This is a genomic window from Streptomyces sp. NPDC053673 (assembly GCF_055585225.1).
This window is the reverse complement of record NZ_JBVJKN010000003.1, coordinates 230,537-257,373: the sequence shown is the minus strand read 5'-3', so window position 1 is coordinate 257,373 and position 26,837 is coordinate 230,537. Positions and strand designations below refer to the sequence as shown.

The window sequence follows — 26,837 nt, the reverse complement described above, 5'->3', positions numbered from 1 at the left end:
ACTGCACAAGATGTCGGGTGCCTCGTTACCCACCCGTGTCCGAGGGGTCGGTGACACGGCCTGGCGACAGGCTATGCAATGTGAAATATTACTGCCGTGCTCACGAGAAACGCTTCGGACGTCATCGTCGTCGGCGCCGGTGTGGTCGGACGCCCAGGTCATGGACGGCACTCGCCAGCGCCCACGAGTCGAACCCGAGCTCGGCGCCCTCCCAGCCTCGACGGCTGACCGAGGTCCCCTCAGGGGCTGCCCATGCACTCTAGTGAAATGTCACATACCGTAGAGAGGTTGCGCTGACATGACCGACACCACCTGGAACGCCACCCGCCCCTGGCGCGGCATCATGGTGGCCACCACCCTGCCCCTGCGGGAGGACCTGTCCGTCGACTACGACGCCTACGCCGACCACGTCCGCGAGTTGCTCGACAACGGCTGCGACGGCGTCGTGCCCAACGGCTCACTCGGCGAGTACCAGACCCTCACCGACGAGGAGCGTGCCCGCGTGGTGCGGACCGCGGTCGAAGTGGCGGGCGGCGCGCGGGTCATGCCCGGCGTCTCCGCCTACGGCAGCGCCGAAGCCCGGCGCTGGGCGGAACAGGCGGCCGAGGAAGGCTGTGGCTCGGTGCTCCTCCTGCCCCCGAACGCCTACCGGGCCGACGAGTCGGCCGTACGTGCCCACTACGCCGAGGTCGCCCGGGCAGGGGCGCCGGTCGTCGCGTACAACAACCCCATCGACACGAAGGTCGATCTCACCCCCGGCATGCTGGCACGGCTGCACCAGGACGGCAGTGTCGTCGCCGTGAAGGAGTTCACCGGTGACGTCCGCAGGGCGTACGAGATCGCCGAACTCGCCCCGGAACTGGATCTGCTGATCGGTGCCGACGACGTCCTGCTCGAGCTTGCCGTGGCCGGTGCCGTCGGATGGATCGCCGGGTATCCCAACGCGTTCCCCACCAGCTGCTCCACGCTGTACCACGCCGCCGTCGCCGGCGACCTGGCCACGGCCCTCCCGCTCTACAGGTCCCTGCACTCCTTGCTGCGCTGGGACTCCAGGACGGAGTTCGTCCAGTCCATCAAGCTGTCCATGGACATCGTCGGACGGCCGGGCGGGCCCACCCGCCCGCCGCGCTTCCCGCTCACCGGGGAGACCGAGGCGGGAGTGCGGGCCGCCACCGAAAAGGCCGTCGCCGACGGCCACCGCTGACTACTCCGCCCGCTGACCGAAGGGAAGCCCGTGCGTACGCACCATGCCGTCGGCGCGCTGCCCGCCGTAGTGCCGACCGTCACCGGACGCGCCTGGATCACCGGCACCGCCCAGTACTTCCTCGCCCCGGACGACCCCTTCCCCGGAGGTTTCCTCCTGTGACCGCCACCGAATCCGTCATCACCTCACGCAATCCGGCCGACCCGTCCGACGTACTCCTTCAGATTCCGGCGCCCGGCGCCTTCGCGGCGGCCGACGCCGTCGACCGGGCGCGCGCCGCCCAGCCGGAGTGGCTGCTCGGCGGGGCGGCCGCCCGCTCGGCCGCTCTCGGCTCGGTCGCCGACGCCATCGATGCCGCGGAGACCGAGCTGACCGCGCTTGCCGTCCGGGAGGTGGGCAAGCCCCTTGCCGAAGCCCGCGCCGAGGTCGCGCGCACGGCTGCGATCTGGCGCTACTACGCCCAGGCCGCGTACGAGCCCGTCGGCGAGGTCCACGAGACCGCCGCGGGCCCAGGCCTGCTGCTCACCCGCCGTCGGCCGCACGGCGTGGCCGGACTGATCACGCCCTGGAACTTTCCCTTCGCCATTCCGACCTGGAAGGCCGCCCCGGCACTCGCGGCCGGGAACGCGGTCGTCCTCAAGCCCGCCCCCGAAGCCACCGCCTGTGCCGGGCGCCTGGCCGAGATCGTCCAGCGGGCCCTGCCGGCAGGGGTGTTCACCGTCCTGCCCGGCGGGGCGACGGAGGGCAACGCGCTCGTCTCCTCCGCCGATGTGGTCTCCTTCACCGGGTCGACCGCCGTGGGACGGGCTGTCGCACGAGGCGCCACGGCCCGAGGTGTCCCGGTCCAGGCCGAGATGGGCGGTCTGAACGCGGCGATCGTTCTGCCCGACGCCGACATCGAGCAGGCCGCGGCCCACATCGCCACCGCGATCGCCGGGTACGCCGGCCAGAAGTGCACCGCCACCAGCCGTGTCATCGCGGTGGGCACGGCCTTGGATCCCCTGCGCGAGGCACTCGCCGAGGCGCTGCGGACCGTTCCGGTCGGCGATCCGTCCGATGCGGCGACCGTGAGCGGGCCGCTCATCAACCAGCACGCCCGCGATCAGGTCTGCGACGCCTGGTACGGCCTGAGCACGCCGGCCGGCGGCACCGTGCCCGACGGACCGGGCTGGTACGCGGCGCCGACCCTCGTCGAGAAGGTCCCCCCGGGGCACCGCTTGCTGCGCGAAGAGGTCTTCGGACCCGTAGCGGCGCTGCTGCACGCCGAGGACGTGACCCGCGCGGTGCGGATCACCAACTCCGTGCCGTACGGCCTGGTCACGTCGGTCCACACCGCCGATCTGAACACGGCCCTGTGCGGGCTCGACCGCCTCGACACCGGAATGATCAGGATCAACGCACCGTCCACCGGCGTCGACTTCCACGTGCCGTTCGGAGGCACCAAGGAATCCAGCCACGGGCCGCGCGAACAGGGCCGGGCGGCACTGGGGTTCTACACCTCCAGTCGGACGTACACCCTGTCACCTGCGAAAGCAACGTGACGTCGGCGCTCGGCCTGAGGCGGCACTAGCCCCATAACACGGTGCTATGTCCGAGTGAGAGTTCCTCGGGACGGGGTCGTTGATTCACGCTACTTATGCAATGTCACACGCCACCTGGCGCTTGCGTGCTGTGGAAGGGACCTATGAACCCGGCGTACGCCACCACCGATCACTTCTTCACCGTCCCGCTGGACCACTCCCTTCCGAGCGGCCCGACCATCCAGGTGTTCGCGCGCGAGGTCGTCGACCCCTCCCGCACCGGTGAACAACTGCCCTGGCTGCTCTATCTGCAGGGCGGCCCCGGCGGCAAGGCACCGCGTCCTTCGGCAGGTTCGCCGGGATGGCTGGCTCAGGCGCTGAGGACCCACCGGGTGCTGCTCCTCGACCAGCGCGGCACCGGCCGCTCCACCCCGGTCGCCGCTCGCATGGCCTCCCGGTTCGAATCACCCGCCCGACTGGCCGCGTATCTGGCCTGCTTCCGTGCCGACGCCATCGTGGCCGACGCGGAACTGATACGTCGCCGTCTGTGCGGCGACGCGCCCTGGGAGACGCTCGGCCAGAGCTACGGCGGCTTCATCACCCTCACCTACCTCTCCCAGGCCCCAGAAGGTCTGCGGGCCTGCTACGTCACCGGCGGCCTGCCCGGTCTCACCGCGACGGCCGATGACGTGTACGCCCGCACGTACCACCGGGTGCGGGAACGGGTCCTCGACTTCTACGCCCGCTACCCGGACGACGCGCCTCGACTCCGCAAGATCGCCGATCTGCTCGCGGCCGAGGACGTCCGGCTGCCGGGAGGGGACCGCCTCACCACCCGCCGCCTGCGCACTCTCGGCCTCGCCCTCGGCATGGGTGACGGGTTCGAACGGATCCACTGGCTGCTCGACGAATCCCTCGACTCGGACGGCGAGTTGACGGACACCTTCCTTCACCGGGTGGAGGATCTCACCGGATTCGCCGGCAACCCGCTGTTCGCCGTCATGCAGGAGACGCTGTACGGGCAAGGGGCCGGTCCGACCGGCTGGGCGGCCTCCCGGGCACTCGCCGGCTTTCCCGAGTTCGCCGAGGATGCCGACCCTCTCCTGCTCACCGGGGAGATGATCTATCCCTGGATGTTCCGGGACATCAAGAGCCTGCGCTCATTCGCGGACGCTGCGGACCTCCTGGCCCGGCGCAGCGATTGGCCGCCGCTCTACGACCCTCGCCGCCTGGCCGCCAACCAGGTCCCCCTTGCCGCGGTCGTCTACCACGACGACATGTACGTCGACGCGGATCTCTCCCTGCGCACGGCGCGTGAGGTCGGTGCCACCCGTGCCTGGGTCACCAACGAGTGGGAGCACGACGGCGTCACCGCCTCCGGCGGCCGCGTACTCGCCCGCCTGATGGACATGGCCGCGGGCCGCGCGTAACTCCCTACTCCCTGGCTCCTCGCGCTCCCCTTCCCCTTCCCCCTCCCTTCTCCTTCCTCCTCCCTTCTCCTTCCTGCTCCCTTCCTCCTCCTTCCCCTGCCACCGCCTCCGACGGGAGAGACATGCCTGTCCTGCCGACCCGCGTGCGTCCCTACACCGCGGCCTTCGCTCTCGCCGCCTCGTGTCTCGCCGCCTCCACCCCGGCCACCGCGGCCGCCCCAGTCCCTCTCCCCGCTTCCCCCGCCCCCGCTGCCGATTGCGCGCTCCCCGGCAGGACCGGCTGGACCGACGAAGGCCACGACACCGACCGCACCCAGTTCCAGCCCTCCACAGGAACCCGGCGTGTGCTGACGCTGTTCGTGGACTTCCCCGACGCCGAGGCCACCGACTCCACGGATGCCTACGCCGCCCAACTGGCCCCGGCCGCCGACTGGATGCGCACAGCCAGCTACGGCCGCTCCCGTCTCGACGTCACCTCACTGCACCGCTGGATCCGTATGCCGGCGAATTCGGACTCGTACGGATTCGCACGCGGCCTCACCTTCGAAACCCACGAGAAGTACGTACGCGACGCGATCGCGGCCGCCGACCCGTACGCGGACTTCTCCCGCTACGAGATGGTCTACGTCGTCCCCACCAGGGCGGCATCCGCGATCTCCTTCTCCCCGACCTACCTCTACGACCCCACCGCGTCCGGCGTGACCGCCGACGGCACCCGCCTCAAGTGGGCTGTGACGTTCGGTCAGGATCTGTGGCGCTGGGGCCCCAAGGTCGTCGCCCACGAGACCGGCCACACCTTCGGCCTCCCCGACCTGTACTCCTTCACCGGCGCCACCCACCAGTACGTCGGCGGCTGGGACGTCATGGGCAACATCGCCGGCCACGCCCCCCAGTACCTGGGCTGGCACTCCTGGAAGCTGGGCTGGACCCGCGACGACCAGGTCGCCTGCCTGCCCGTACCCGGACACCGCACCGTACGGCTGACCCCCGTGGAGCGCCCCGGGGGTACCAAGATCGCCGTACTGCGCATCAGCGAGACGACGGCGTACGTCGCGGAGTCCCGCCGGGCCGAGGGCAACGACCGGAAGGCGTGCTCGGCCGGCGTCCTCATCTACAAGGTCGACTCCGCGACCCCGACCGGCGAGGGACCTGTCCGGGTCATGAACGGCAGCCGGTCCGAGTCGCCGCGCACCGGCTGCACCGGACTCGACCTGGCGGCGTTCACGCCCGGCCAGACCTTCACGGACCCGGACGGCGGCGTCCGTATCGACGTTCTCGCGGGCGGCGGAGCGGGGGATGTGGTGCGGCTCCGCATGTCGTAGGTCCTGTGGCCGGGAGCCGATCCCGCCCACCGGTTCCGGGGCCCGGGCGTTCAGGAGTGCGCCCGGGAACCGCCGGTTTCGTCTGCCGGTCCGTTCCTCGGAAGGCTTCGTGCTTCTCAGCCGAGGACGCGCCGCAGATAGGACTGCGGGTCGTCGAGATAGCGGCGCCAGTGGTCGACCAGGGCGAGATCGCGCCAGGCCACCCGGCGCATCCCGTGTTCGCCGACCTCGACGATGTCCGCGCCCGGCAGCGCGGTCAGCAGCGGCGAGTGGGTGGCGCAGATGACCTGGCCGCCGCTCTTCACCAACTGGTCCAGATGGCCGATCAGTTCAAGGCACGAGGAGAACGAAAGCGCCGCCTCCGGCTCGTCCATCACATACAGGCCGGGCTGCAGGAACTTCCCTCGAAACGCCGCGAGGAAGCTCTCACCATGACTGACCGAATCCGGTGCGAACCCTTCCCGGTCCAACGCGTCCAGCGCCGTCTCGGCGCGTAGGAAGAACCCCTTGCGGGCGGACCAGCTGCTGAGCATGCGCCGGCCGCGCGGTGCCGCATCGAAGCGGATCCGCTCACCCAGCACCGATTTGGCGCGATGGCTGGCATAGCGCCAGTCGTGCGAGCCACCCCACGAATCCAGGCCGAAACCCTCGGCAAGGGCCTCGACCAGCGTCGACTTGCCCGAACCGTTCTCACCGACGAGAAAGGTCACCGGCGCGGAGAAGCGCAGTCCGTCCGTGAGGAGTTCGCGCACACAAGGCACGGACCAGGGCCATTCCCCTTCTTCGTACGAGGCCACGTGTGCGTACGCATGCTCGACGATCACGCGTCGAGTCTCCCACAGAGCGCGTCAAGGAGGCGCATGGCGGTGTCATCTTGGCGTTCCTGTGGTGGTGCCGCCGAAGGCGGTGGGCCTGGAGCTGCGGATCGAATGGCATCCGTGCCCGGCGCGCCAGGTCCTCCACGGTCAGTGGGTGGTCAAGGCGTTCGATCACCCAGGGGAACAGCGCGGCGAGCGGGTGGTTGTCGTGGGCGGGCACCGGGGCGGTGACGAACTGGGCCTGGCCGCCGGCCCGGTGCGGTGGCACGACCAGGCGGCGGGCGATGGTGTTGGCGATCGACGAGCCGTGGTCGAGGCGGACGAGGTGCAGGCACAGATCCAGCGCGGTACGGCCTGAGCAGTTGGCACCTCGCCGACGCCGGCTGTGGTCGACGAGCGTGTCGGTCGGTGTCGCCTCCGCCGGCGAGATCTTCGACGCGCCCGACTTTCTCCGCGCGCTGTCCACGCACATTTCCCTCGAGTTGCGCCAGTAGCGGACAGAACGCCTGCACGGTGCGCCGGTCTCCTGCGGTTGCGGTGAGAGTTCCGCTTCGAAGGCCGATGTCAGGCCCCGGTCTTCGTCAGGCTCTGGTCGTCCTGGCCGGGTCAGTTGGCGCGTTCATAGTGGTATCCGTCGCCGTGGGCGGGTCCGACGTTGTGGCGGATGCCGGTCGGGTCGTCGAGGATGAAGTAGGAGGGGGCGGAGTCCGCGCAGACGGAGGGGCTGGAGCGCGCCTCGTCCACTTCGGCAGTGCCGACGTCGATGCGCGCGCCCCCGTCCGTCACGGAGACCAGGTCGGCCACCTGCTCGCAGTGTGCTCCGCCCGCGTCGGTGACGAGGGTGACCGCGTGTCGGCCGGGGACGGCCCGGTGGATGGTCACCTTCTGCGGTTGCGGGGCGTACGGGGATGTGAGGGACCAGGTGCCGGCGAACTGCGCCGGAACCCGGTTGTCGGACGTTCCGGAGCCGGGGTCCGGGTTGCCGCCGCTGCCACTGCCGGGAGCGGGCGTGGTGACGCCGCCTTGCGAGCCACCGCCGTCGGAGGCTGAGGCGCCGCCGGAGGAGCCGGTGTCGGTGCCGGTACCGGTGCCGGACGAGGACGAACGCGAGGACGAGCCACCCCCGCCCTCGCGTTCGTCCTCGCCGTTGCGCGTGGCTTCGTCCTCACCCTGGTGCTGTCCTTTGTCGTCGGGGTCCTTGGACCGTGACGGCATGGTGTGCGGGGCGGCGTCGGTGGGCCGGGGCGCGACGGTACGGTGGTCGCCGGGGGCAGCCCCTTGCCTGCCGCCGTCGCGGTCGAGAAGGGGCACGGTGGTGCCGGTGACCACTACGGCGATGGCGACAACCCCGATGCCCCAGGTTCTGCGGTGGCGGATGTGGGTGGGCCCGGGGGCCGTTGTGGCTCCGGCCGGGGTGGAAGGGGGAGCCTTGGACGCCGGTGCCGGCTTCTGCTCCGGCTCCGGTGCGGGCTCGGGTGCCACCCGTTCCGGCGCCGGCGCCTCGGGCTCCTCGGAGGCCGCCGGCTTCGGTCGTAAATCAACTGTGGCGCTGTCGGCTGTCGCCGGAGTCGCGGGAGTCGCCGGTTCGGGCGCCGGACTCGGCACCTGCTCCGCAGTGGATGGCGCCTCCGCGTCGAGAAGCCTCGCCGACTGCTGCGCAATACGGGTCACGAGCCCCGGGGGCAGCCAGGTCCCGCTCGCCGGCTCCGGAGATCTCGGCCGCGCAGGGTCCGCCAACAGCGTTTCCACACCCGGGCGTTCAACAGCTGCCTTGGTCAGACAGCGGCTGATCAGGGCGCGTAGCGGCGCGTGCGATACCGAAGTCGATCACCCGTGGGCCCTCGACGGTGAGCAGCACATTGGACGGTTTCAGATCGCGGTGCACGATCCCGGCGCCGTGGATGCCCTGGAGCGCCCGCAACAGCCCGTCGGCGAGCGCATGCACGGAGGCGGTGGGCAACGGGCCGTACTCTCTGAGGACCTGGTCCAACGACGGCCCCGGCACATAACCGGTGGCCACCCAGGGGCGCTCGGCGTCCGGGTCCGCGTCGAGCACGGGCGCGGTGAAGTGCTCACCGACGCGCCGAGCCGCCGCGATCTCCCGGCGGAAGCGCGCCCGGAACTCCCGGTTCGAGACGTGCTCCTCGTGCACCACCTTCACGGCCACCGTGCGACCGCCCTCGGAACGGGCCAGATAGACCCGGCCCATGCCCCCGGAGCCGAGCCGGCCGAGCAGCGGGTAGGGGCCGACCCGGGGCGGGTCGCCGGGCGACAGCGGCTGGATGCCCCCGGTGCCGCCGTCCCGCTCGTCGCCGTGGTCCCTGCTCATGCCGCTCCGATCTCCCCCACGGTCATGGTTCGTGCCCCTGTGCGGTCACGCGAACTCGGTCCGGAACACAACAGTTTGCTGGCAGCAGCGAAGCTGCACGTTCCCGGTCCAGTGTGCGCGACTGGACGACGTCATTGAAGTACTTTTCTAGAAAGATCTTCTAGTTGTGCTCTACAGTGCCCGGCATGGAGGACAACTTCACGACGGTGGTGACGGGCGGCAACCGGGGCATCGGCTACGCGGTGGCCGCCGAACTCCTGCGACGGGACTGCCGGGTTGTGCTCGTCACCCGGGATCGGGAACGAGGGGAGCGGGCGGCCGCGGCACTGGGCGGCTCCGTCGACCTGGTGACCGGCGATCTGTCCGCGCTCTCCGGTATGCGGTCTGTGGCCGGCGAGCTACTGCGGCGGTATGAGCAGATCGACGTGCTGGTGCACAACGCCGGCGTGTGGCCCACCCGGTTGGTGCGCACGCCGGACGGGTTCGAGCAGGCATTCGCCGTGAATCATCTGGCGCCTTTTCTGCTCAACCACCTCCTGGAGAGGCGATTCCTGGAGAGCCGGACCAGGGTCGTCCAAGTCAGTGCCGGTCTGTACGTCAAGGGGCAAGTCGATCCGGACCGGACACCCGTGGGCGCCGACTTCCACCGGATGCGTACGTACTGCACCACCAAACTCGCCAACCTCCTCATGGTCCCGCTGTTCGCCGGTCGTTGGCGGGGAACGGGCGTGAGTATCGACGCGATACACCCGGGCGTGGTCAGGACCGGCCTCGGAGACCCCGGGGGAGTGGTGGGCGTTCTTCTGAAGGCGATGAAGCGGTCCTGGGCCACCCCTGAGCAAGGTGCCGCCCCGGTGGTCCGGCTCGCCCTCGAACCCGGAGACGCCTCCGGTCGCTACTTCGACGCCGACCGGCAGGTCCCCCTCGACCCCCTCGCGGCGGACCGGACCCTGGCCCAGCGGGTCTGGGAACAGGCCGAGACGCTGACAAGGGTGCGTGGTGTCGCCTGAGCCGTGGCCAGGACGGTCAGTCCGGTCGTAGGGACCGCCAGATCCGGTCGGGAAGGATCCGCGCGGCTTGGGCGAGGTCGATGTCGTACGTGCTGGACAGCCAGCGACGCGCGGTCTCGGCAACCGGTCCGATCACCAGGGCCTCGATCAGGGGTTCGGGGGTGGGCAGGATCTCGCCGGCTTCGATCCGCGGCCGCATCCAGTCCACGATGCCCCCCAGCATGACGGCCTTGGCGGCGCGGATCCGGTCGGCGTGCGCCGCGAGATAGCCGGAGTACGCGGAGGCATGGATGAAGAGCGCGGCGTCGGGCCGCTCCTCGGTGAAGCGCAGATAGGCCCTGACGAGTGCGGCCACACCGGTGCGGGCGGTGCGGGTGCGGGTCACGGCACTGGTCAACTCGTCGAAAAGCTCCTCCATGCACCGGGTGTAAAGGCCCGCAGCGAGACCGTCGAAGCTGCCGAAATGGTGGTAGAGGCTGCCGAGGCTGACGCCGCTGGCCTCGGTGACAGCGTTCACCGTGAACCCCTGCTGGCCCGATGAGGCGTACACCTGGAGGGCGGCAGTCAAGAGACGGTCGACGGTTGCCTCGCCGCGCTGCTGCTTAGGAGACATGGCTCGATCTCGTTGACGTCATGGCAGACAGCCTAATGCAACAGAAATAGAAGGAATTACTAGAAGAACGCACCACTACTGCCGGCGCGCCGTGTCAGGGCCCGGTGAAATAGTTCGCGTCCTTGGGGCGTGCGGCGTCATGGTTGGCGGAACGGGGAGCCGGTTCCAGGTGGGGTATGTACTTGGAGCAGTGGATGTAGGCCTCTTCGATGCTCATATGGACCCACATCTCAGGGCTGCGCCCAGGCGCGACGGCGGTGGGCAGGCCGGGATGCAGGGAACGTAGGCCCGCGTCGGTGCAGAGCCGGGCTGTGCCGTTGACATGAAGTCCCACGTGGTGGTGCGTGAAGTCCACGAAAAGCATGCCGAGGTGGGGGTTCTCCGTCATGTTTCCGGCGCTGGCGAGCACGCCGTTCCCGCGGAACTCGGGGTACGCGAGCGTGTGGTCGTCGATCACGTGGACAAATCCCGGCGGCCCGGCGCGGAAGCTGGCATCGCATTCTCCATGGGAGTCGGCGGTGGCCAGGAAGACCATTGCCTGGCGGCCGATGAAGTCCCGCATTTCGGGTGTGAGGCTGGGGCGTACCTGTTGGTCGTAGAACCGGGCGGCGCGGTCGGCCGTGCCCAGTTGCTGCTGCAGCCGGTGTTCACCTGCTGATCCGAAGGGCGGCGGGGAAAAGGTCACGGGCGTTCTCCTGGCAGGACGGGCCGGCGCTGGCTCAGGGAAAGGACAGGACGGGCGTCTCGAACGGGTCGTGATGGATCCGGTCGGGCGAGGTGCCGCCCAGCGTGAGTGTCTCAGTGGCGGCGACGACCATCGGAGCCGGGCCGCTGAGATAGACGTCGTGCTGGTACCACGGTCCGTACTCGGCCAGAACCTCCGGCAGGGACCCCCTGATCCCGGGGATGTGCTCCTGGGAGACCGCACCCCTGATGGTCAGCCAGTGGTGCCGCTGGGCCATGCGGAGCATGTCGTCGACCCCGTACAGCTCGGCGCCGGTCCGGGCGCCGAGGAACAGGTCGACCTGGTGGCGCTCGCCGCGACGGGCGACCTCTTCGACGAGCGCGCGGATCGGGGCGAGTCCGGTGCCGCCGGCCACGCATAGCAGGTCGCTGTGGGCGGCGACGTCCAGAACCATGTCTCCCAGCGGGGGCCCCAGCTGGAGCACGTCGCCCACCGCGGCTCGTTGCACCAGCGCGCTGCTGACGGAGCCGCCGGCCACCGCGCGCACGTGAAAGGTGAGGGTGCCGTCCTCACGGGGCGCGTTGGCGGGGGAGTAGTAGCGCCACCGCTTCGGCCACCAGGGGGTCTCGACGCTGACGTACTGTCCGGCGGCGTACTCGTAGGGCATGTGGGGGCGCACGGTGATTTCGGCAATGCCGTGTCCCCGCGAGACACGGTGTACGACCGTGGCGGGCCACACGGCGGGCCGAACCGCCTCGTCCTGCTCGGCGGCACTGATCATGACGTCGGCGACCACGCCATACGCTTTGGTCCAGGCGGCGGCGATGTCCGCGGTCCACGCGGGACCGGCGTAGCGGGCCAAGGAGGCGAGGAGACACTCGCCCACGGCCGGGAAGTGCGCACTGAGCGTGCCGAACTTGCGGTGATCGCGTCCGAGGTGCCCGCAGAAGCGCACCAGGCCCTCGGGGTCGTCGACCAGCTCCACGATGCGCAGCAGCGCGCGCAGCAGGCGGCCGCGCTGGGCGTCCATTCCCGCCGGGAACATGGGGCGGACCTCGGGGTGGCGGGCGAAGAGTACTGCGTAGAAGTAGACCGTCATCTCTGCGGCGAACGGCTCGACCACCGAGACGGAGGCGCGTATGAGGTCTTGCTCGTGGGCCGACAGAGGTGGCTCGACGACCTCAGGCTCCACGGTGCGTACCGCCGGGGTGGGCGCCGAGCGCTCCGGAGACGAGGGCGCGGATGTGCTGTTCGAGCGACTGATCCGGAACCTCAAGGGGCCAGCGCTCCCCCGTCCGTTATTCGGGGTTGCTTCCCGACGGCGGACCGCGGGGCGGCATCGCCCATGGGGCCGCGTCCCCGCGGCGCGCTGCGGGCGGGGACTTCACGGGACCTTCGTCTCAGGGGAGCGGCGATCGGGGCGTCGGCATCGGCGAGCATGAGTCCTCATCGGGGCGGCAGCGCTTAAGCGGATCGAACGGTTCCGGACGCTACATGACCGCACGGGTGACTCAGAAGTAGCTAAGGGGTACGACCGGCAGGGCCCCATTCCACTCGGATCGGCCGGTATATCCGTTGAGCGGCGCTTCACGGCCGACTGCAGTGCTGGTGCTGGAGCGCCAATGTGCACGGATGCCGAAGGTCCCGGTCGGCCGATGAACGGCCGACCGGGACATCGGGCTCAGCGGAGGTCGAACCGATCGAGGTTCATCACCTTGTCCCACGCTGCCACGAAGTCGCGTGTGAACTTCTCTCCCGCGTCCTCGGACGCGTACACCTCCGAGACGGCCCGGAGCTGGGAGTGCGAACCGAAGATGAGGTCGACGGCGGTGGCGGTCCACTTGACCTCGCCCGTGGCACCGTCCCGGCCTTCGAACAGGTTCTCGTCCGAAGGCGACGCCTTCCACTCCGTGCCCATGTCGAGCAGGTTGACGAAGAAGTCGTTGGTCAATGTCTCCGGCCGGTGGGTGAACACGCCGTGCGAGGATCGCCCGAAGCCGGTGTTCAGGGCCCGCATGCCGCCGATCAGAACCGTCATCTCGGGAGCGGTCAGCGTCAACAGGTTGGCGCGGTCCAGGAGGAGAGTCTCCGGCGACAGCTTCTCTCCCGCCCGGATGTAGTTGCGGAACGCATCCGCCCTGGGTTCGAGTACGGCGAAGGACTCCACGTCCGTCTGCTCCTGCGAGGCGTCCGTGCGCCCCGGTGCGAACGGGACTGTGATGTCGTGCCCGGCGTTCTTCGCGGCTTGCTCGACGGCCGCGCACCCGCCCAGGACGATCAGGTCGGCGAGTGAAACCAACGTTTCGCCGGCCTGTGAGCGGTTGAAGTCCTGCTGGATCCGCTCAAGGGTCTGCAGCGCCTCAGCCACCTCGGGCAGGTCGTTGACCTCCCAGTCCCTTTGCGGCGCGAGCCGAATCCGTGCCCCGTTGGCCCCGCCGCGCTTGTCGGTGCCGCGGAAGCTCGCCGCCGCCGCCCAAGCGGTGGTGGCCAGCTGGGAGACGGACAGTCCCGAGGCGAGGATGCTGCTCTTGAGGGCGGCGATGTCCTCGTCGGTGACGAGTTCGTGATCGACCTTGGGGACGGGGTCCTGCCACAGCTGCGGCTCGGGAATCCACGGGCCGAGGTAGCGCGAGAGGGGTCCCATGTCGCGGTGCAGCAGCTTGTACCACGCCTTGGCGAACGCCACCGCGAGCTTGTCCGGGTTCTCGTGGAAGCTCTTCGCGATCGGCCCGTAGACCGGGTCCAGCTTCAGCGACAGGTCCGTCGTCAGCATCATGGGAGCGTGCCGCTTCGACGGATCGTGAGCATCAGGCACGGTGCCCCTGGCCGAGGGATCCTTGGGAGTCCACTGCTTCGCACCGGCGGGGCTCGTCGTCAGCTCCCAGTCGTACCTGAACAGGTTGTCCAGGTACCCGTTGTCCCACTTCGTCGGCTCGGTGGTCCATGCGCCCTCAAGCCCACTGGTGAGCGCGTGCGCGCCTTTGCCGCTGCCGTACGTGTTCCTCCAGCCGAGGCCCTGCTGCTCGATGGGGCTGGCCTCGGGTTCCGGGCCGATGTACTCGGCATCGACCGCACCGTGACACTTGCCGAACGTGTGGCCGCCGACGATGAGCGCAACGGTCTCCTCGTCATTCATCGCCATACGCCCGAACGTCTCGCGAATGTCCCTGGCGGCAGCCATCGGATCCGGATTGCCGTTGGGTCCCTCCGGATTGACGTAGATCAGTCCCATCTGCACGGCACCGAAAGGACCTGCGAGATTCCTGTCGCCGCTGTAGCGTTCATCTCCGAGCCATGTGTCCTCGGGCCCCCAGAAGATTTCCTCGGGTTCCCAGATGTCCTCTCGCCCGAAGCCGAACCCGAACGTCTTGAACCCCATCGATTCCATGGCACAGTTGCCGGCGAATACCAGAAGGTCGGCCCAGGAGATTTTCCGGCCGTACTTCTGCTTGACCGGCCAGAGCAAACGGCGCGCCTTGTCGAGGCTCGCGTTGTCCGGCCAGCTGTTGAGGGGGGCGAAGCGCTGAGCGCCGGAGCCGCCACCGCCCCGGCCGTCGGCGATACGGTACGTTCCCGCGGCATGCCAGCTCATCCGGATGAAAAGCGGCCCGTAGTGGCCGTAGTCGGCAGGCCACCAGTCCTGCGACGTCGTCATCACCTCGAAGACGTCCCGCTTCAGCGCGTCGAGGTCGAGGGTCGTGAACTCTTCTGCGTAGTCGAAGTCCTCACCCATCGGATTGGACTGAGGCGAGTGCTGGTGGAGAACCTGAAGGTCCAGCTGATTCGGCCACCAGTCCCGGTTCGTTTTGGGGCGAGTCGGCGTGGGGGCCGGGGAGGGGATTGCTGGGTTCTCGCTTTCGCTGCCGGACACGTCCGTCCTTCTTCCTGTCGACGCCGATGGTGATTGTGCCTGTGTCGGCGTCCGTATGGTCGCGCACCGCAGTCCGCACCGCTACGAGAACACGCAGGGCACCCTTGGCAACAAGAATTCACAAGCCCAAAGTCGATCGGGGCCCGGCGCCGGCTCAAAGGTTGACGACTCCCCGGCCTCTGAACCATGTGAGCTCATGGCAGCACCCCGTTGTCGAGCCGACTGGGGTGTGACCGACGTAGCTCCGGGAGCACCGACGCGAAGCGGCGCACGGCCCGTTCCAGCGCCTCCCTTCCGAGCTCAGAGCCCGGCGACTTTGGCGTTCGCCGACAGCTCGTAGACCAGGGTGACCGTGCGGCGGCCGCCGGGTGGGAGGGTGAGGTCCCAGCCGGCGATGCCTTCGGCGTCGACCACGTCGGGCGCCGGGGAGCAGGCTTCCTTGCACAGGCGTGTTCTCACCGCCGCGACCTCGGAGACCGGTATCCGCTCCCGGAGGACGACCACCCGTTCGCCGTGCTCTCCGGGAGCAGAGAACCGGGACAGGTGCAGCCGGACCGTGCGGGTGACCACGGTCCGCTGGGTGATTCCGGCGGAGTCGCGGGACTCCTCGGCGTACCGGACAACGCGATAGTCGTCGCAGCTGCCGAAGGCGAGCTCGACGGGAGCGCCGGGCGCGCTGAAGTCCAGCGTGCCGCGGCCGGTGAATCCGCTGCCGCGGACCAGGTCCACCGGCCCGGCGAGCAGCGCATGGCCGGACAGGTTGTCGAACCGCACCACCTGGGTGACCAGCGGGGACAGCTCGGGTGAGCAGGCGTACTCGCTGCTCGCGGCCGCGGTGAAGACGGAGAGCGGCACCCGGTGAGCGCGGCCGTCTCCGGGCACGGAGACCGGCGCGGGGGAGCTCAGCACCCGCGCCTCGCCGCCGTCGTCCACCCCTGGCAGGCCCAGCACGGTGGCCGGGCCGAGGTCCCCGATCTCCTCCTCGCGCAGCTCCACGTCGACCGTGCGGCGTTCCGCAGCGGAGCGGTCCTTGAGCGTCAGCCGATCCTCGGCCAGCCGCGGGGGATCGGTGGCCAGCGCCGACCGTGCCGTCGACAACGTCAGCCGTACGTCCGACCAGTCCTCGCCGGTGCGCTGCCAGACCATCGCGTCGGTCTCCAGCGTCAGGGATTCCCCGTCGAGCACGGCCCGGTAGGCGGGCCGCCACAGCGCACACGGGGTGAGGTGGCTCAGACGCAGCCCGACCGGCCCGGCGACAGCAGCCTCCACCGTCAGCTCGATATGGCCGACCAACTCAGGGGGCTCCCCCTCGGAGAGATCCATGGCTTGCCGGACCTCCCCGAGTTCGACAGCGAGGGCGGCCAGCCGGGCCTCGGTCGCGCGGAGTTGCTCGCCGTACGAGTCGCGCTCCTCGTCCACCCGGTCCAGTTCGCGGGCCCAGCGGGGCCCTTCGGCCTCCCCGGAGCCGGCTCCTTCGCCGATCTCCCGCAGCAGATCGGCGGCGAGACGGCCGAGCAGATCAAGGCGGGCATGCAGCCGATCGCGTTGCTGCCCCAGGACGAGCCGCTCCTCTTCGAGGGTGTGCACGCGGTGGCGCAGGGCCGAGTCGTCGTCGGCCGACGGCAGCGGCCCGCGCGGCGTCCAGCTGCGGACGATCCGCACATCGAGCACGGTCGCGGGGTGATCGGCGGCCAGCTCGGCATGAAGGGTACGGTCGACGGCCAGCGCACTGACCGGCCCGAGACGCAGCCGCTGCACCCCGGCTTCCAGGTCGAGCACGACGGCGCGCTCGATGTGGGCGCGATCCTCCAGGCAGGTGACGGCGGTGACGGGAAGGGCGATCGGCTTCGGGGCCGTGGACATGGGTGTCAGCTCCTGCGGTTGCCGTCGACCAGGGTCTTGCCGGCCGGGATGCGGATCTCGTAGCCGCCGTCGAGGGCGGCGGTGCCGCCGGCGGGCAGGTCCACCCGCCAGACGCGGGTGCCCGGGGCATGGTGTTCGGGCCCCGCGTCGTCCTGGGGCGCCGTCCAGTCGGCTCGTTCCTCGATCCGGACCTCGGGTTCGGAGGTGACCGGAACCCGCTCGTGCACCTCGACCGTGACGGGCCTCGCGAGCTGGTTGGCCAGCTCCACGTGGACGCGGTGGTCCAGCACGGTGATGTTGTTGCGCAGGCCCGCGGTCGACTCGTGGAGGTTCGTACGGCGGGTGACCCGGATGCCCTCGGCCGGCCCGAGCCCCACCCGGCGGGCACCGCCGGGGGCGAGCGTGGGCAGTGCGGCGGTCAGCAGGAAGTCGTCGCCGACGGCGACCTCCACCGGGCCGGCCAGCAGAGCCTGGTCGGTGGCGTTCGAGAGCACCAACGTCGCGTACACGGTCTGCTCCACGGACGGCACACACACGTACTCGGTGCGCAGGCCGACCGGGATCTCGCCGACGGTGATGGTGTGCCAGGTGCCGTCCGACGGAATGTCGGCCCGCGCGGCGGCATCGAAGCGGTGGTCGAAGGAGCCCGCCGACTCGCGGGGCCGCACGGCGTGACCGGGGAGCGGCAGCGCGGCCACCGCTTCGGCGCGGCGGCGGTACTCGGCCGCCACCGGGTCGAAGGGAGAATGGGGAAACAGCCGGCCTCTGCGACCGCCCTGCTCGTCGGGGCCGCACAGGACGAGGGCGGCGTAGTCGAGTTCGGCGCCGCTCGGCTGCGGCGGACCGGCTGCAGGTGCCGGAAGCAGTGGCGGAGCAGCACTGCCAGGAGCCGCGGGTGCCGGAAGCGGTGGCGGAGCAGCGCCGCCAGGAGCCGCAGGTGCCATGGCGGCGGGGACCGCGAAAGACCTGCCACCGGTACCCGGCCTGCCGCCAGGTCGCGACCGGGCCCGCCGCGCAAGGTCGGGCGTCCCGTCGCCGAAGACCTCAGGGGAGGCGCCGGGTGCGCCGCCGGGCACCGGGAGCGGAGCGGGCGGCCCGCCGCAGGCCTGCGGCGAGGGTGGCGGCAGTGGCGGAACGGGGCCGGCCGCGGAACCGCCCGCGGCAGCCACAGGCGCGGAGCCGGCGCCGACAACCGCGGGTGCCGCGGGCGTGGCGGGGCGAGGTCCTGCCGAGTCGTACCCGGCGAACAGGTCGGCGAGCCCCGCCGGAGGCTCGCGCCAGCCGGAAGGGGTGGGGGCGGGCTGACGGCGTCCGATCCGGATCGAGCGGAGCCTCGGCAGGTCGGTGCGGCGCCGCAGGTCGGCGGTGGCCAAGGCGATGCGCACGCCGGTCCAGTCCTCGCCGGTGCGCTGGGCGACCGAAGCGCGCAGCACCAGACGGCCAGTGCCGTCGCCCTGACGCTGGGTGAGACGGTAGGCCGGCACCCAGACGGCGCCCGGCACCCCGTACTCCAGCTCCAGCTCCACTTCCGCGTCACTGGTGCCGTCGAGGGTCAGGACCGCGCAGACCGTGGTCTCCACGTGCGCTGACGGTGCGTCGGTGGAGGCGCGGGCGAGCCTGTCCGCGGCGACGGTGAGCTCGTGCTCGGCGCGGCGCAGGGCCTCCTCCAGCTCGGCGAGGCGCGTATGCAGTCCTGTCAGCCGCTCGTCGACGAAGTCGGAGAGCTTCAGCCACGCGTCGACCGGGGTGCGGCGGTGCGGGTCATCGCGCCTGCGGGCAGGCGGGACCGGGTGCAGGGCGCTGACCTCCTCGACCAGGCTCAGCTGCCGGTCCCGGCGTCCCTGCGCCGCCGCGTACTCGTCCCGCAGCCGTTCCACCTCGCGTCGCAAGTCGTCGGGCGTGCCGGAGCCGAGGGGCTCGGCCTCGACCTCGACCCGGGCCTCGGTGACGCGCACCTCGGGGGTGCCGAGGACGCGGGCCCGCAGTGAGCCGGGGTCCAGCGAGCGGGGCAGTCCCGTGACCCTCACCCGGCCGTCCGGCGGCACGCTGCCACGGGCCAGGCGGCGGCAGAGCGCGCCCTGCGCGTACACCACGACCGCATCGAGGGTCGCCCCCCACCTCTGTGCCGTCTCAGCCGTCATGTGCTCCCGCCCCCGCTGCGTCCGTGCTGAGCGAAGCCTACGCCCGAGCGGTCCGCGCATCCGCGTCGACGCCCGATGTCAGCGGCCCGTCGTACGGTCGGGGGATGAGCACCTCCGACGAAGTCCGTGAGTTCGCCCTCACCTTGCCCGAGACGACCGAGAAGGAGGCGTGGGCCATGCCCACCTTCCGGGTCGCCGGGAAGATGTTCCTGACCCTGCCCGACGACGAGACGTCGATGGCCGTCCGATGCCCGAAGGAGGAGCGCGACGAACTGGTCCTCGCCGAGCCCGAGAAGTTCTGGGTCGCGGACCACGAGGCGTCCTTCGCCTGGGTCCGGGTGCGCCTGGCCGCCCTCGACGACGCGGACGAACTGCGTGCAATCGTCGTCGACTCCTGGCGCCAGGCGGCTCCGCCCGGGCTGCTCAAGGCCCACGCCGACCTCATGCCCCCGGCATAGCGCCCTTTGCGTCCCGGCTCATGCCTCGGAGCGGGGCGCGAGGATCGCAGGCACCGGATTTCGTGACAACGGGGAGAGGGCCGACCGCGCCGGTTCAGCGTTGTGCGAGGGGCATCCGAGCATGACGGTTTGCCGGCCCGACCAAGCGGACTCACGACCTCCGGCACGGCGGGATCTCGTTCTGGCTGTACTCCGGTGCGGACCCGGCCGAATGCGCCCGCCGTGCGGGTCAGAGCGTCGAGGTCCTCTTCCGCCACTGCGTCAAAAGCCCACACACCACTTGACCAGCTGTAATGCCCTGTTTGGGAAGTGGACTTGTGAGCGTGAGCCGCTGGCGTCACCGGCTCCGGGCGGATTCGGCGCCGAACCACCGGATGAGTTCGGCGCGCGACGTGATGCTCAACTGCTGGAAGACACGGCGAAGGTGGTAGTCGACGGTGCGCGGGCTCAGGCAGAGCCGCGCTGCCGCTTCCTTGTTGGTCGCGCCCGCCGCGACCAGCCCGACGATCTCGCGTTGACGGGCGGTCAGGTTCCTCGTCCTCGCCGAGTCGGCCGCGTAGGTACCGTCCCCGGCTTCGGCAGCCGCGTTGCCACCGCTGGCGCGCAGCTCCGCACGGACCCGATCGAGCCACAGCCGGGCCCGATGCCTGCGGAAGATCTCCTCGGCCACTCGGAGCTGGACACGGGATTCGGCGCGCCGGCGTTCGCGCTTGAGGTACTCGCCGTAGAGGAGGTTGGTGCGTGCCAGCTCCAGTTCACGGTCACGGGGCGGGTGCAGGCGTAGCGCGAGCCGGAAGTGCTCCTCGGGGTCTCCGCTTGTCAGGACCGCGCGGCACTGGGCCGACAGCGCGGTCGGCCAGCCCTGGCCGACCCCCTCCGCCCACCGTGCGAACGCCGCGGTGGCTCGTTCCGCCCGCGGGCGGAGCCCGGCCCGGACGGCGGCCTCCACATAGGCGGGCACCGCCTGGAGTGCGACACCGGGGTGCCCCGGCTTCATGCGGGTGATCCGCCGTAGCTTCGCAGCCGCCTCATCCCAGCGTCCCGAGGCGAGATCCACATGCGCCAGTCCCCACAGGCCGAGGGCGCAGGCGAGTCCGTTTCCGTGTTCCGCCGCCTCGTCGACCACCCGGCCCGCGTACCGCTCGCAGGTCTCGGCGTCACCGGCGAGCCCGGCGGCGAGCATCAGCATCCCCATCAGGCTGCGTACACAAGTGAGCTGGCCCGTTCCGCGGGCCAGCCGCAGAGCCTCGGTCGCGATGAGCCGCGCGGAGTCCGGTCCGCTCAGCCAGCACTCGGAGTAGGCGAGGTACTGCATGGCATGGGCAACCGTCGGGAGGTCACCTGCCCTGCGCGCCAGTGCCACCGCACGTGCCGCCAGTGAACGGGCGTGGGTGTCGTCGGCGGTGAACAGTGCTCCATGGGCTGCCCAGGAAAGCAGGAGCGGGTCCTCCGCCTGCGCGGCATCTGCAACGCTCTTGCGCAGCCGGATGCCCGCGGTGGGCAGCCCTCGTAAAGACTCGGCGACTCCGAGAAGGCAGTGGGCGGCGAGCCGGGCGTCGGGTTCGTCCGGGACCTCGGATCCACCGAGAAGCGCCCGCGCCCGCCGAACCGCCCGTACCGGCAAGTCCTCACTTCCCGCGTAGAGGCCGGCCTCTCCTGCCGCGGCCAGTGCCTTGGCCGCGAGACGGGCGTTGCTGACGGTCAGTACATCCGCTGCGGTCAGCAGAGCGTCGTAGGCGTCGTCCGGTGTGCCCTGGTGCAGCGAGAGCACGCCCTGCAGAAAAGCGATGTCCCCTCGCAGGGACGGGCGTTGCGCACCGCCCAGCACCTCCGCTTGCTCCAGCAGCCGGGCGGCACGCCGCAGACGCCCGGCCATACTGCTGCAGGTGGCAGCGGCGACGAGGCGGCCGGCCCGCGGACCGTCCTCATCGGTCAGCTCCGCTGAGCGCTCCATCAGTACGGCAGCGTGGCACGGCTCGCCGTGCCGACGCGCTCGGGCAGCCTGGCGCTCCAGCTCGTCGGCCAGACCTGCGTCCGCTTCCGTCGACAGGGCGGCCTCGTGCCAGCCGCGACGGTCGTCGTGGCCGGCCGCGAACGCACGCGCCAGGAGTTCGTGCGCCCAGTGCCGTTCGTTCAGATCCAGACTCTGGCGGATGGCCCGGGCGAGGGCGGCGTCGCGAAAGGACAAGGTCGTCCTCGACACAGTGATCAACCCCGCCACCTCGGCGCTTTTCAGTGCCGCGGGGTCGATCGCTGCCAGTTGGGCCACTCGGTACAGTGCTGGGGGATCCAGGCGCGGTTCCGTGGCCAGCAGTGTGAGCAGTCGGCGGCAGTCGTCGGAGAGCTCGCGCAACGGCGCGAGCCTGAGCTGGGTCAGCCGCGGCCCCATCGGGAGTGGGTCGGGCAGCCGTGGCAGCTCCGCCAGCTGACCGGGGTTCAGCGTCCGCAGGAGTTCCAGGAGGACCAGCGGATTGCCGTTGGCGGCATGGACGAGTACCTCGCATACGGCGGGCGCCACGGCTGACGGGTGGCGGTGTTCGACCAGCCGTAGGCAGTCGCGGTCGCTCATGCCCGTCAGATGCAGTACCGGCACACCCGGCATCAGCATGGATGCCTCACTGTCTGCACTGGCACCAGCCAGGACCAGGACCCGTTCGGTGCTGACCCGACGGGCCACAAGCCCGAGGACGTGCTGTGACTCGGCGTCGACCCACTGCAGGTCATCGACGCTGACCAGCACGGGGCGCCTGACGGAGCTCCGCGACAGCAGGGCGAGCACCGCGACGGAGATCAGCGGCCGCTCCTGGGGCGGTGGTTCCAGGCCGAGAAGTACCTTCTCCAGCAACTCGGCCAAGTGCGGCGGGAGGCGGCGTACGCCGACGGCCAAGGGCCGGACCATTCGCTGTACCGCTGCGTAGTGCAGGCTCTGCTCCGCCTGCACTCCGTCAGCGCGTACGGTGTGGAACCCTTGCGCGAGGTGCGCGGCGTGACGGATCAGCGTGGTCTTGCCGATTCCCTGGTCTCCCGTTACCAGCAGTGCACCACCCTTCCTCGCACTGCGGCAGGCCTCGATCCACGCGGCGAGTTGTCGGTGTTCGGCCCGTCTGCCGACCATGGTGTGCTTGGTGCCGTACGTCATGACGTACGCCTCCTGGATGGACTGACCCTGGTCAAGAATAATGATTATTCGCAACCAGGAGTGCAAGAGAGGATCCTGGCCCGCATCCTGGTCGAGCCGAGAACGAGCAGCGAGAGATCGCCCTGGCTCCGAGCGGACCGGCCGCATGACGCGGCTAGGGCCTGATCCACCGGACAGGTCCTAGGCTGGGGGCGTGGCAGAGCCTGATTCCTTCGCGAGGCCGTCCAGGCCGGTGATCCGTGAACGCCTGGTCGAGGCTGCTGTCCAGGAGTTCGGTGAGCAGGGCTACGACCGCGCGCGGGTGCAGGACATAGCCCGCCGAGCCGGCCTCTCCACCGGGGCGATCTACGGCAACTTCCGCAACAAGGCCGAACTCCTCGCCGAGGCGGTCGACTACGGCCTGGCGGCGGCATCGCACAAGCTCGCCCAGGCTCTGAGCAGCGGGGCCGAACCCGCCGATGTCCTCGCGCTGATCGTCACGGATCTCTCCGATCAGCGTCAGGCGACCTGGGCGCCGCTGGTCAGTGAAGCGCTCACAGCCGCCAGGCGCGACGCCGAGGTCGCCCGCAAGGTCCACGCTGCCTTGGACCGGGTGGAGAGCAAGTTGAGGGACCTGGTTGAACTCGGCCAGCGGAACGGCACGTTCGACCCGCTGATCGATGCGGCGGCCTGCGCCCGCCTTGTGTTGTGTGTGTCCCTGGGAGTGGACGTACTCGCCGCAGTGAGGGCGGACAGCCCGGACCACGGTGCCTGGACCTCTCTGATGCACGTTCTGTTCGCCGGGCTGGGCCCTGCCGAACGAACCCGCTGAGAGGGCTTCCGCGGCGTCGCCTCGGCGATGGCCAGGGCGACGCCCATCACCGGCGGGTACGGCCATGAATCAGTGAAGTCACCGGTCTTGCCCCAGTGAGAGCGGCAGCAAATTCAGGGAAAAAGCTGGTCAGTGCATCACGAGTGTCGTCACCTGATTTTACTTGCGCCAGCCTTCGTTGACACCGTAAAAGGCGCACGCCACTCTACCGGTGAGCCGCAGCAAGGCCCGTACACGTGTGAACCGGACGCCCGATTCCAGGGCCGATATTTCTCCCTACGTAAAAGCTCCTCGCCTCTTGTGGACGCGACCGGGAGAGAATCGGTTCGGCAGTCTGGGATATCCCGCGCCGATTTCCGCAACAGGTCCTTGCCTGTCTGGCAGTCAACTCCAGATCTCAAAACGGAGAGAGACATGTCCCAGCGAAGTCTGCCCCTCACTGCCCCACTGATCCTCACCGCATTGGGAACCACCGCTGCACTGGTCGTCACCGCAGCCGCCCCGGTCCCCGCCGCAGAGCAGGTGTCCACGTCCACGGTGTACCGAGCCCCTGATGCCAGGACGACAACGACCGTGCGCTACGGGCCGTTCACCCTTCCCGCCGCATCGGGCCACGACCACGGCGAAACCGGCAACCGCCTCGCGCTGAACGTCCAGAAGCCGTGCGACGACTGCTTCATCACGGGCTTCAAGCCGAATCTCGTCTACCCGGACGGGTCGAACGCCAACGTCAACACCGGTCCGATGCTCCACCACGCGGTGCTGGGCACCCACTCGACGAGCGACGTCGTCTGTCGCGGCCCCCAGCGGAAATTCGCCTCCGGGAACGAGCGAGTGGAAAGTGTCCTGCCCTCCGGATACGGCATCAAGGTGCGCCGGGGCGAGCGTTGGAACATGCTCTACGACCTCATGAACCATGCGGCTCAAAAGAAGACCGTCTACATCACCTTCACCTTCACCCATGAATCCGCCGCGGGCTCGAGGCTCCGGCCTGTGACCCCGATCTGGATGGATGCGGGCGGCTGTCTCGGCAGTGCGTACGACGCTCCGGACGGCGTCAGTGAAGAGGTCAGGCGGTGGCGCTCCACCATTTCCGGAAGGCTTGTCCACATGCGCGGCCACCTGCACCACGCGGGCCGCTCTGTGCGCACGGAGAACCTCACCACGGGAAAGTTGCTGTGCAACATCGTGGCGGAGGAGGGCGGAAGCCCCGAATTCATCGACCTCCATGGAAATACGGAGATCTCGGACATGCCGCCGTGCAGCGGCGATCCGCTCGGCACTATCGAGCGGGGTGACGTCCTGCAGATCACCAGCAGGTACGAGAGCGCAGGACACTCGCACGGCGGCGTCATGGGCATCATGGCCGGCTGGGTGGCCGAGGACTGATCAGTGCCGCAGGGTCATGGGACGGATCGGGTCCGGGGGCCGGTGCCCGGCTGGATGATCGGTGTCGCTGACGCCCTGGTCTGTCTGGTGTGGGCGGCCGGCGTGTGTGCGGCGCGGCAACTCGAAGCCGGCCCTGCGCTGCGCGCCGCGGCACTCTTCGTGCACCTGGCAGCGCTGATCCTGGGACTCGGCACCGTGCAGGCCATTGACTACTACGGGCTGCTCTGGTTGCTGGGGCGGCGCAGTCTGCGTCAAGTGCTGGACTTCACCGGTCCGTTGCACCTGCTCGTCTGGTCCGGTCTGACGGGTATGGTGATCAGTGGTGCCGTTCTCGGCCCGGACCTGACACTGGCAGCCACCAGGGTGAAGCTGGGACTGGTTCTCCTCGTCGCCCTCAACGGCGTGCACGCACACGCTCTGCACCGCTCCCTCGCCGAGCAGGCGGGAGGGCAGGTGGACAGACGGCTGCTGGTGCGTGGAGCGATGTCCGTCGTGGTTTCCCAGGTCGGGTGGTGGGGGGCCGTGGGGATCGGGTTCCTCAACAGCCAGTCCTGAGTGGCACCCAGTGCTTCTGAAGCGGCTGTGCGGACCTCGGGCAGGGGCAGCACGGGCGTGGACTGCCCGTGACCGACAGGTCGCCGCCGTCGGTCTTGCGCAGCTCCCTGGTGCGGGCGCCGGCTGTGGGTGTGACAGCAGGGTCGAGCGGGACAGCCGCGACCGTCCGCCCACGGCGGCCACCGCAGTCCGGCCCGCGCCGGCGCGTTGTCCCGCGCGACCCTGCTGTCACACCGCGGTGAGACCACCGTCCACCACCAGGCTCTGGCCAGTGATGTAGGAGGCCCGATCGGAGAGCAGGAAGGTGACGGCCTCCGCCACCTCCCAGGCGGTGCCCTGACGGCCGAGCGGAATGCGGGCGAAGGAGGCCGCCCGGGAAGTCCGGTTCGCCGATGCATGGCGGCCCATCGGCGTGTCGATCAGGCCAGGGACGACCATGTTGGCGCGGATGCCTCGTGTTGCTCCCTCCCTCGCCACATGGCGGGTCAGCCCGAACAGGCCGGCCTTGGAACTGTCGTAGGCGGGAGAGCCGGTCGCGGCTCGCAGTCCGGCGACCGACCCGATGAAGACGACGGCGCTTTCATCGGCCATCGACGGAAGGCCGTGTTTGGCGGCGAGAAAGGGCGCACGCAGATTCAGGCCGAGAACCTGGTCCCACTCCTCGGGTGATGAGTCCGCCAGTCCCACGCCGAGGCCCACCCCCACATTGACCACCAGCGCATCGAGCCCGCCCAGCCCGCGGACCGCTTCGGCGACCATGGCGGCCGACTGCTCCGCGTGCGTGGCATCGGCGACCACGGGAACACCCAGGGCACCTTCGGCGGTGACCAGGCCGGCAGTCACGGCTGCGGCTGGACCGACGACGTCGGCGCAGGCCACGTCCGCACCTTCACGGGCGGCGAGAACGGCGATCGCCCTGCCGTTGCCGACGGGCGCCTGCGGGGCGTCGTCGGGACGGGTGCCCGCGCCGACCACCAGCACTTTGCGGCCCGCGAGCCGTCGGGCGGCGTGGTCCCGTTCCCTCTCACTCATCGCTCCCGTTCCCTCCCGCAAGTCCTGCGCCGTCGAAACCCGGGTCCAGCTCCACACCGACGGAGTTCAGGAAGAACGCCACCATGTGGTACTGACCCACCAGAATGCTGATCTCGATCAGCTCCGCGTCGCTGAAGTGCTCGGCCAGCGTCTGCCACGTGGCGGCGCAGAGCCGTGCATCGCGGTTCAGCTCGTCGGCGGCCCGGATGAGGCAGCCTTCGACGTGGGTCCACCCGTCGGCCTCCGGGCCCTGGGCGATGCGGTCGATCTCCGTGTCGGTGAGTCCCGACGCCTTGGCCAGGGGGACATGGCGTCCCCACTCGTACGGGGCGCCGGTGTTGTACGAGGTGCGAAGGATCAGCAGTTCACGGAACCTTCCCGAGAGCCGGCCCCGGCGGAGCAACTGGCCTCCGAAGGGCATGAACCGCTCGTAGAGCTCGGGATGACGCACCAGAGTGGTGAAGATATTCGGGACCCGGCCCCCCGGGTCCCGAGGGGCGTCGGCCAGTAGATGGCGGGTCCGCGCATCCCAGTCGTCCTCGGGCACGGGCACGAGTCGCGGGAGGGCGCTGTCGTGCCGTACAGGGTCTCGCTCCGGCATGGAGCCTCCAGGGAGAGGCGCCCACGCGAACCCTGGGGGTGGGTGC

Annotated in this window: 20 protein-coding genes and 3 pseudogenes; 10 read left to right on the top strand and 13 right to left on the bottom strand. The window is 70.0% G+C overall.

Features of this window, described 5'->3' with window-relative positions; all coding sequences use genetic code 11:
• The first annotated feature begins 298 nt into the window (after positions 1 to 298).
• From ACZ6ZQ_RS06895 to ACZ6ZQ_RS06875, 5 genes and pseudogenes are all read left to right on the top strand, one after another.
• Positions 299 to 1,204, top strand: a complete 906-nt coding sequence (locus ACZ6ZQ_RS06895; protein WP_469767505.1) for a dihydrodipicolinate synthase family protein — start codon at positions 299 to 301, stop codon at positions 1,202 to 1,204.
• Positions 1,205 to 1,252: 48 nt separating this feature from the next.
• Positions 1,253 to 1,366, top strand: a pseudogene (locus ACZ6ZQ_RS06890) (proline racemase family protein); the annotation flags it as partial.
• Positions 1,363 to 2,745 (top strand): aldehyde dehydrogenase family protein, encoded by a 1,383-nt coding sequence (locus ACZ6ZQ_RS06885; RefSeq protein WP_469767504.1) that lies wholly within the window; start codon positions 1,363 to 1,365, stop codon positions 2,743 to 2,745. The pseudogene ACZ6ZQ_RS06890 and the gene ACZ6ZQ_RS06885, both read left to right, overlap by 4 nt.
• 143 nt (positions 2,746 to 2,888) lie before the next feature.
• Positions 2,889 to 4,154 (top strand): alpha/beta fold hydrolase, encoded by a 1,266-nt coding sequence (locus ACZ6ZQ_RS06880; RefSeq protein ID WP_469767503.1) that lies wholly within the window; start codon positions 2,889 to 2,891, stop codon positions 4,152 to 4,154.
• Between the two features lie 122 nt (positions 4,155 to 4,276).
• Complete coding sequence (locus ACZ6ZQ_RS06875) at positions 4,277 to 5,476, top strand: M6 family metalloprotease domain-containing protein (protein WP_469767502.1); 1,200 nt, start codon at positions 4,277 to 4,279, stop codon at positions 5,474 to 5,476.
• Positions 5,477 to 5,592: 116 nt separating this feature from the next.
• On the opposite strand, the gene ACZ6ZQ_RS06870 is transcribed toward ACZ6ZQ_RS06875, so the two are convergent.
• From ACZ6ZQ_RS06870 to ACZ6ZQ_RS06855, 4 genes and pseudogenes are all read right to left on the bottom strand, one after another.
• Positions 5,593 to 6,300: an AAA family ATPase gene (locus ACZ6ZQ_RS06870; protein WP_469767501.1), complete on the bottom strand. Its 708-nt coding sequence runs from the start codon at positions 6,298 to 6,300 to the stop codon at positions 5,593 to 5,595.
• A gap of 109 nt (positions 6,301 to 6,409) precedes the next feature.
• Positions 6,410 to 6,640, bottom strand: a pseudogene (locus ACZ6ZQ_RS06865) (AraC family transcriptional regulator); the annotation flags it as partial.
• A 260-nt stretch (positions 6,641 to 6,900) separates the two neighbouring features.
• The gene (locus tag ACZ6ZQ_RS06860) at positions 6,901 to 7,776 is read right to left on the bottom strand and encodes a hypothetical protein (RefSeq protein ID WP_469767662.1); all 876 of its coding nucleotides are present in this window, start codon (positions 7,774 to 7,776) and stop codon (positions 6,901 to 6,903) included.
• 90 nt (positions 7,777 to 7,866) lie between these two features.
• Positions 7,867 to 8,623: pseudogene (locus tag ACZ6ZQ_RS06855) on the bottom strand (protein kinase domain-containing protein); the annotation flags it as partial.
• Positions 8,624 to 8,808: 185 nt separating this feature from the next.
• On the opposite strand from ACZ6ZQ_RS06855, the gene ACZ6ZQ_RS06850 reads away from it, so the two are divergent.
• Positions 8,809 to 9,633 carry an SDR family NAD(P)-dependent oxidoreductase gene (locus tag ACZ6ZQ_RS06850; protein WP_469767500.1) on the top strand — a complete coding sequence of 275 codons (825 nt, stop codon included), beginning with the start codon at positions 8,809 to 8,811 and terminating at the stop codon, positions 9,631 to 9,633.
• A 16-nt stretch (positions 9,634 to 9,649) separates the two neighbouring features.
• On the opposite strand, the gene ACZ6ZQ_RS06845 is transcribed toward ACZ6ZQ_RS06850, so the two are convergent.
• The 6 genes from ACZ6ZQ_RS06845 to ACZ6ZQ_RS06820 form a co-directional block, all read right to left on the bottom strand.
• Entirely contained in the window at positions 9,650 to 10,246 is a 597-nt protein-coding gene (locus ACZ6ZQ_RS06845; RefSeq protein WP_469767499.1) for a TetR/AcrR family transcriptional regulator, read from the bottom strand.
• A 94-nt stretch (positions 10,247 to 10,340) separates the two neighbouring features.
• Positions 10,341 to 10,931, bottom strand: a complete 591-nt coding sequence (locus tag ACZ6ZQ_RS06840) for a pyridoxamine 5'-phosphate oxidase family protein (RefSeq protein WP_469767498.1) — start codon at positions 10,929 to 10,931, stop codon at positions 10,341 to 10,343.
• Between the two features lie 34 nt (positions 10,932 to 10,965).
• Complete coding sequence (locus tag ACZ6ZQ_RS06835) at positions 10,966 to 12,123, bottom strand: globin domain-containing protein (protein ID WP_469767497.1); 1,158 nt, start codon at positions 12,121 to 12,123, stop codon at positions 10,966 to 10,968.
• 489 nt (positions 12,124 to 12,612) lie between these two features.
• Complete coding sequence (gene katG, locus ACZ6ZQ_RS06830) at positions 12,613 to 14,802, bottom strand: catalase/peroxidase HPI (protein ID WP_469767496.1); 2,190 nt, start codon at positions 14,800 to 14,802, stop codon at positions 12,613 to 12,615.
• 300 nt (positions 14,803 to 15,102) lie between these two features.
• Entirely contained in the window at positions 15,103 to 16,665 is a 1,563-nt protein-coding gene (locus tag ACZ6ZQ_RS06825) for a mucoidy inhibitor MuiA family protein (RefSeq protein WP_469767495.1), read from the bottom strand.
• A gap of 5 nt (positions 16,666 to 16,670) precedes the next feature.
• On the bottom strand, positions 16,671 to 18,806 hold the full coding sequence (locus ACZ6ZQ_RS06820) for a DUF4139 domain-containing protein (protein ID WP_469767494.1): 2,136 nt from the start codon (positions 18,804 to 18,806) through the stop codon (positions 16,671 to 16,673).
• A 104-nt stretch (positions 18,807 to 18,910) separates the two neighbouring features.
• Between ACZ6ZQ_RS06820 and ACZ6ZQ_RS06815 the strand changes: the two genes are divergently transcribed.
• Complete coding sequence (locus ACZ6ZQ_RS06815) at positions 18,911 to 19,264, top strand: MmcQ/YjbR family DNA-binding protein (protein ID WP_469767493.1); 354 nt, start codon at positions 18,911 to 18,913, stop codon at positions 19,262 to 19,264.
• Between the two features lie 337 nt (positions 19,265 to 19,601).
• Here ACZ6ZQ_RS06815 and ACZ6ZQ_RS06810 read toward each other — a convergent pair whose 3' ends face one another.
• Positions 19,602 to 22,403, bottom strand: a complete 2,802-nt coding sequence (locus ACZ6ZQ_RS06810; RefSeq protein WP_469767492.1) for a helix-turn-helix transcriptional regulator — start codon at positions 22,401 to 22,403, stop codon at positions 19,602 to 19,604.
• A 193-nt stretch (positions 22,404 to 22,596) separates the two neighbouring features.
• Between ACZ6ZQ_RS06810 and ACZ6ZQ_RS06805 the strand changes: the two genes are divergently transcribed.
• The 3 genes from ACZ6ZQ_RS06805 to ACZ6ZQ_RS06795 all read left to right on the top strand — a co-directional run bounded on the left by ACZ6ZQ_RS06805 (position 22,597) and on the right by ACZ6ZQ_RS06795 (position 25,158).
• On the top strand, positions 22,597 to 23,214 hold the full coding sequence (locus ACZ6ZQ_RS06805; RefSeq protein WP_469767491.1) for a TetR/AcrR family transcriptional regulator: 618 nt from the start codon (positions 22,597 to 22,599) through the stop codon (positions 23,212 to 23,214).
• Between the two features lie 414 nt (positions 23,215 to 23,628).
• Positions 23,629 to 24,603 (top strand): hypothetical protein, encoded by a 975-nt coding sequence (locus ACZ6ZQ_RS06800; RefSeq protein WP_469767490.1) that lies wholly within the window; start codon positions 23,629 to 23,631, stop codon positions 24,601 to 24,603.
• Positions 24,604 to 24,657: 54 nt separating this feature from the next.
• Positions 24,658 to 25,158, top strand: a complete 501-nt coding sequence (locus tag ACZ6ZQ_RS06795) for a hypothetical protein (protein WP_469767489.1) — start codon at positions 24,658 to 24,660, stop codon at positions 25,156 to 25,158.
• Positions 25,159 to 25,386: 228 nt separating this feature from the next.
• Here the strand turns inward: ACZ6ZQ_RS06795 and ACZ6ZQ_RS06790 are convergent, their stop codons facing one another.
• Positions 25,387 to 26,190: an SDR family NAD(P)-dependent oxidoreductase gene (locus ACZ6ZQ_RS06790; protein WP_469767488.1), complete on the bottom strand. Its 804-nt coding sequence runs from the start codon at positions 26,188 to 26,190 to the stop codon at positions 25,387 to 25,389.
• On the bottom strand, positions 26,183 to 26,791 hold the full coding sequence (locus tag ACZ6ZQ_RS06785) for a carboxymuconolactone decarboxylase family protein (protein ID WP_469767487.1): 609 nt from the start codon (positions 26,789 to 26,791) through the stop codon (positions 26,183 to 26,185). The genes ACZ6ZQ_RS06790 and ACZ6ZQ_RS06785 overlap by 8 nt, the downstream gene beginning before the upstream one ends.
• Positions 26,792 to 26,837: the final 46 nt, after the last annotated feature.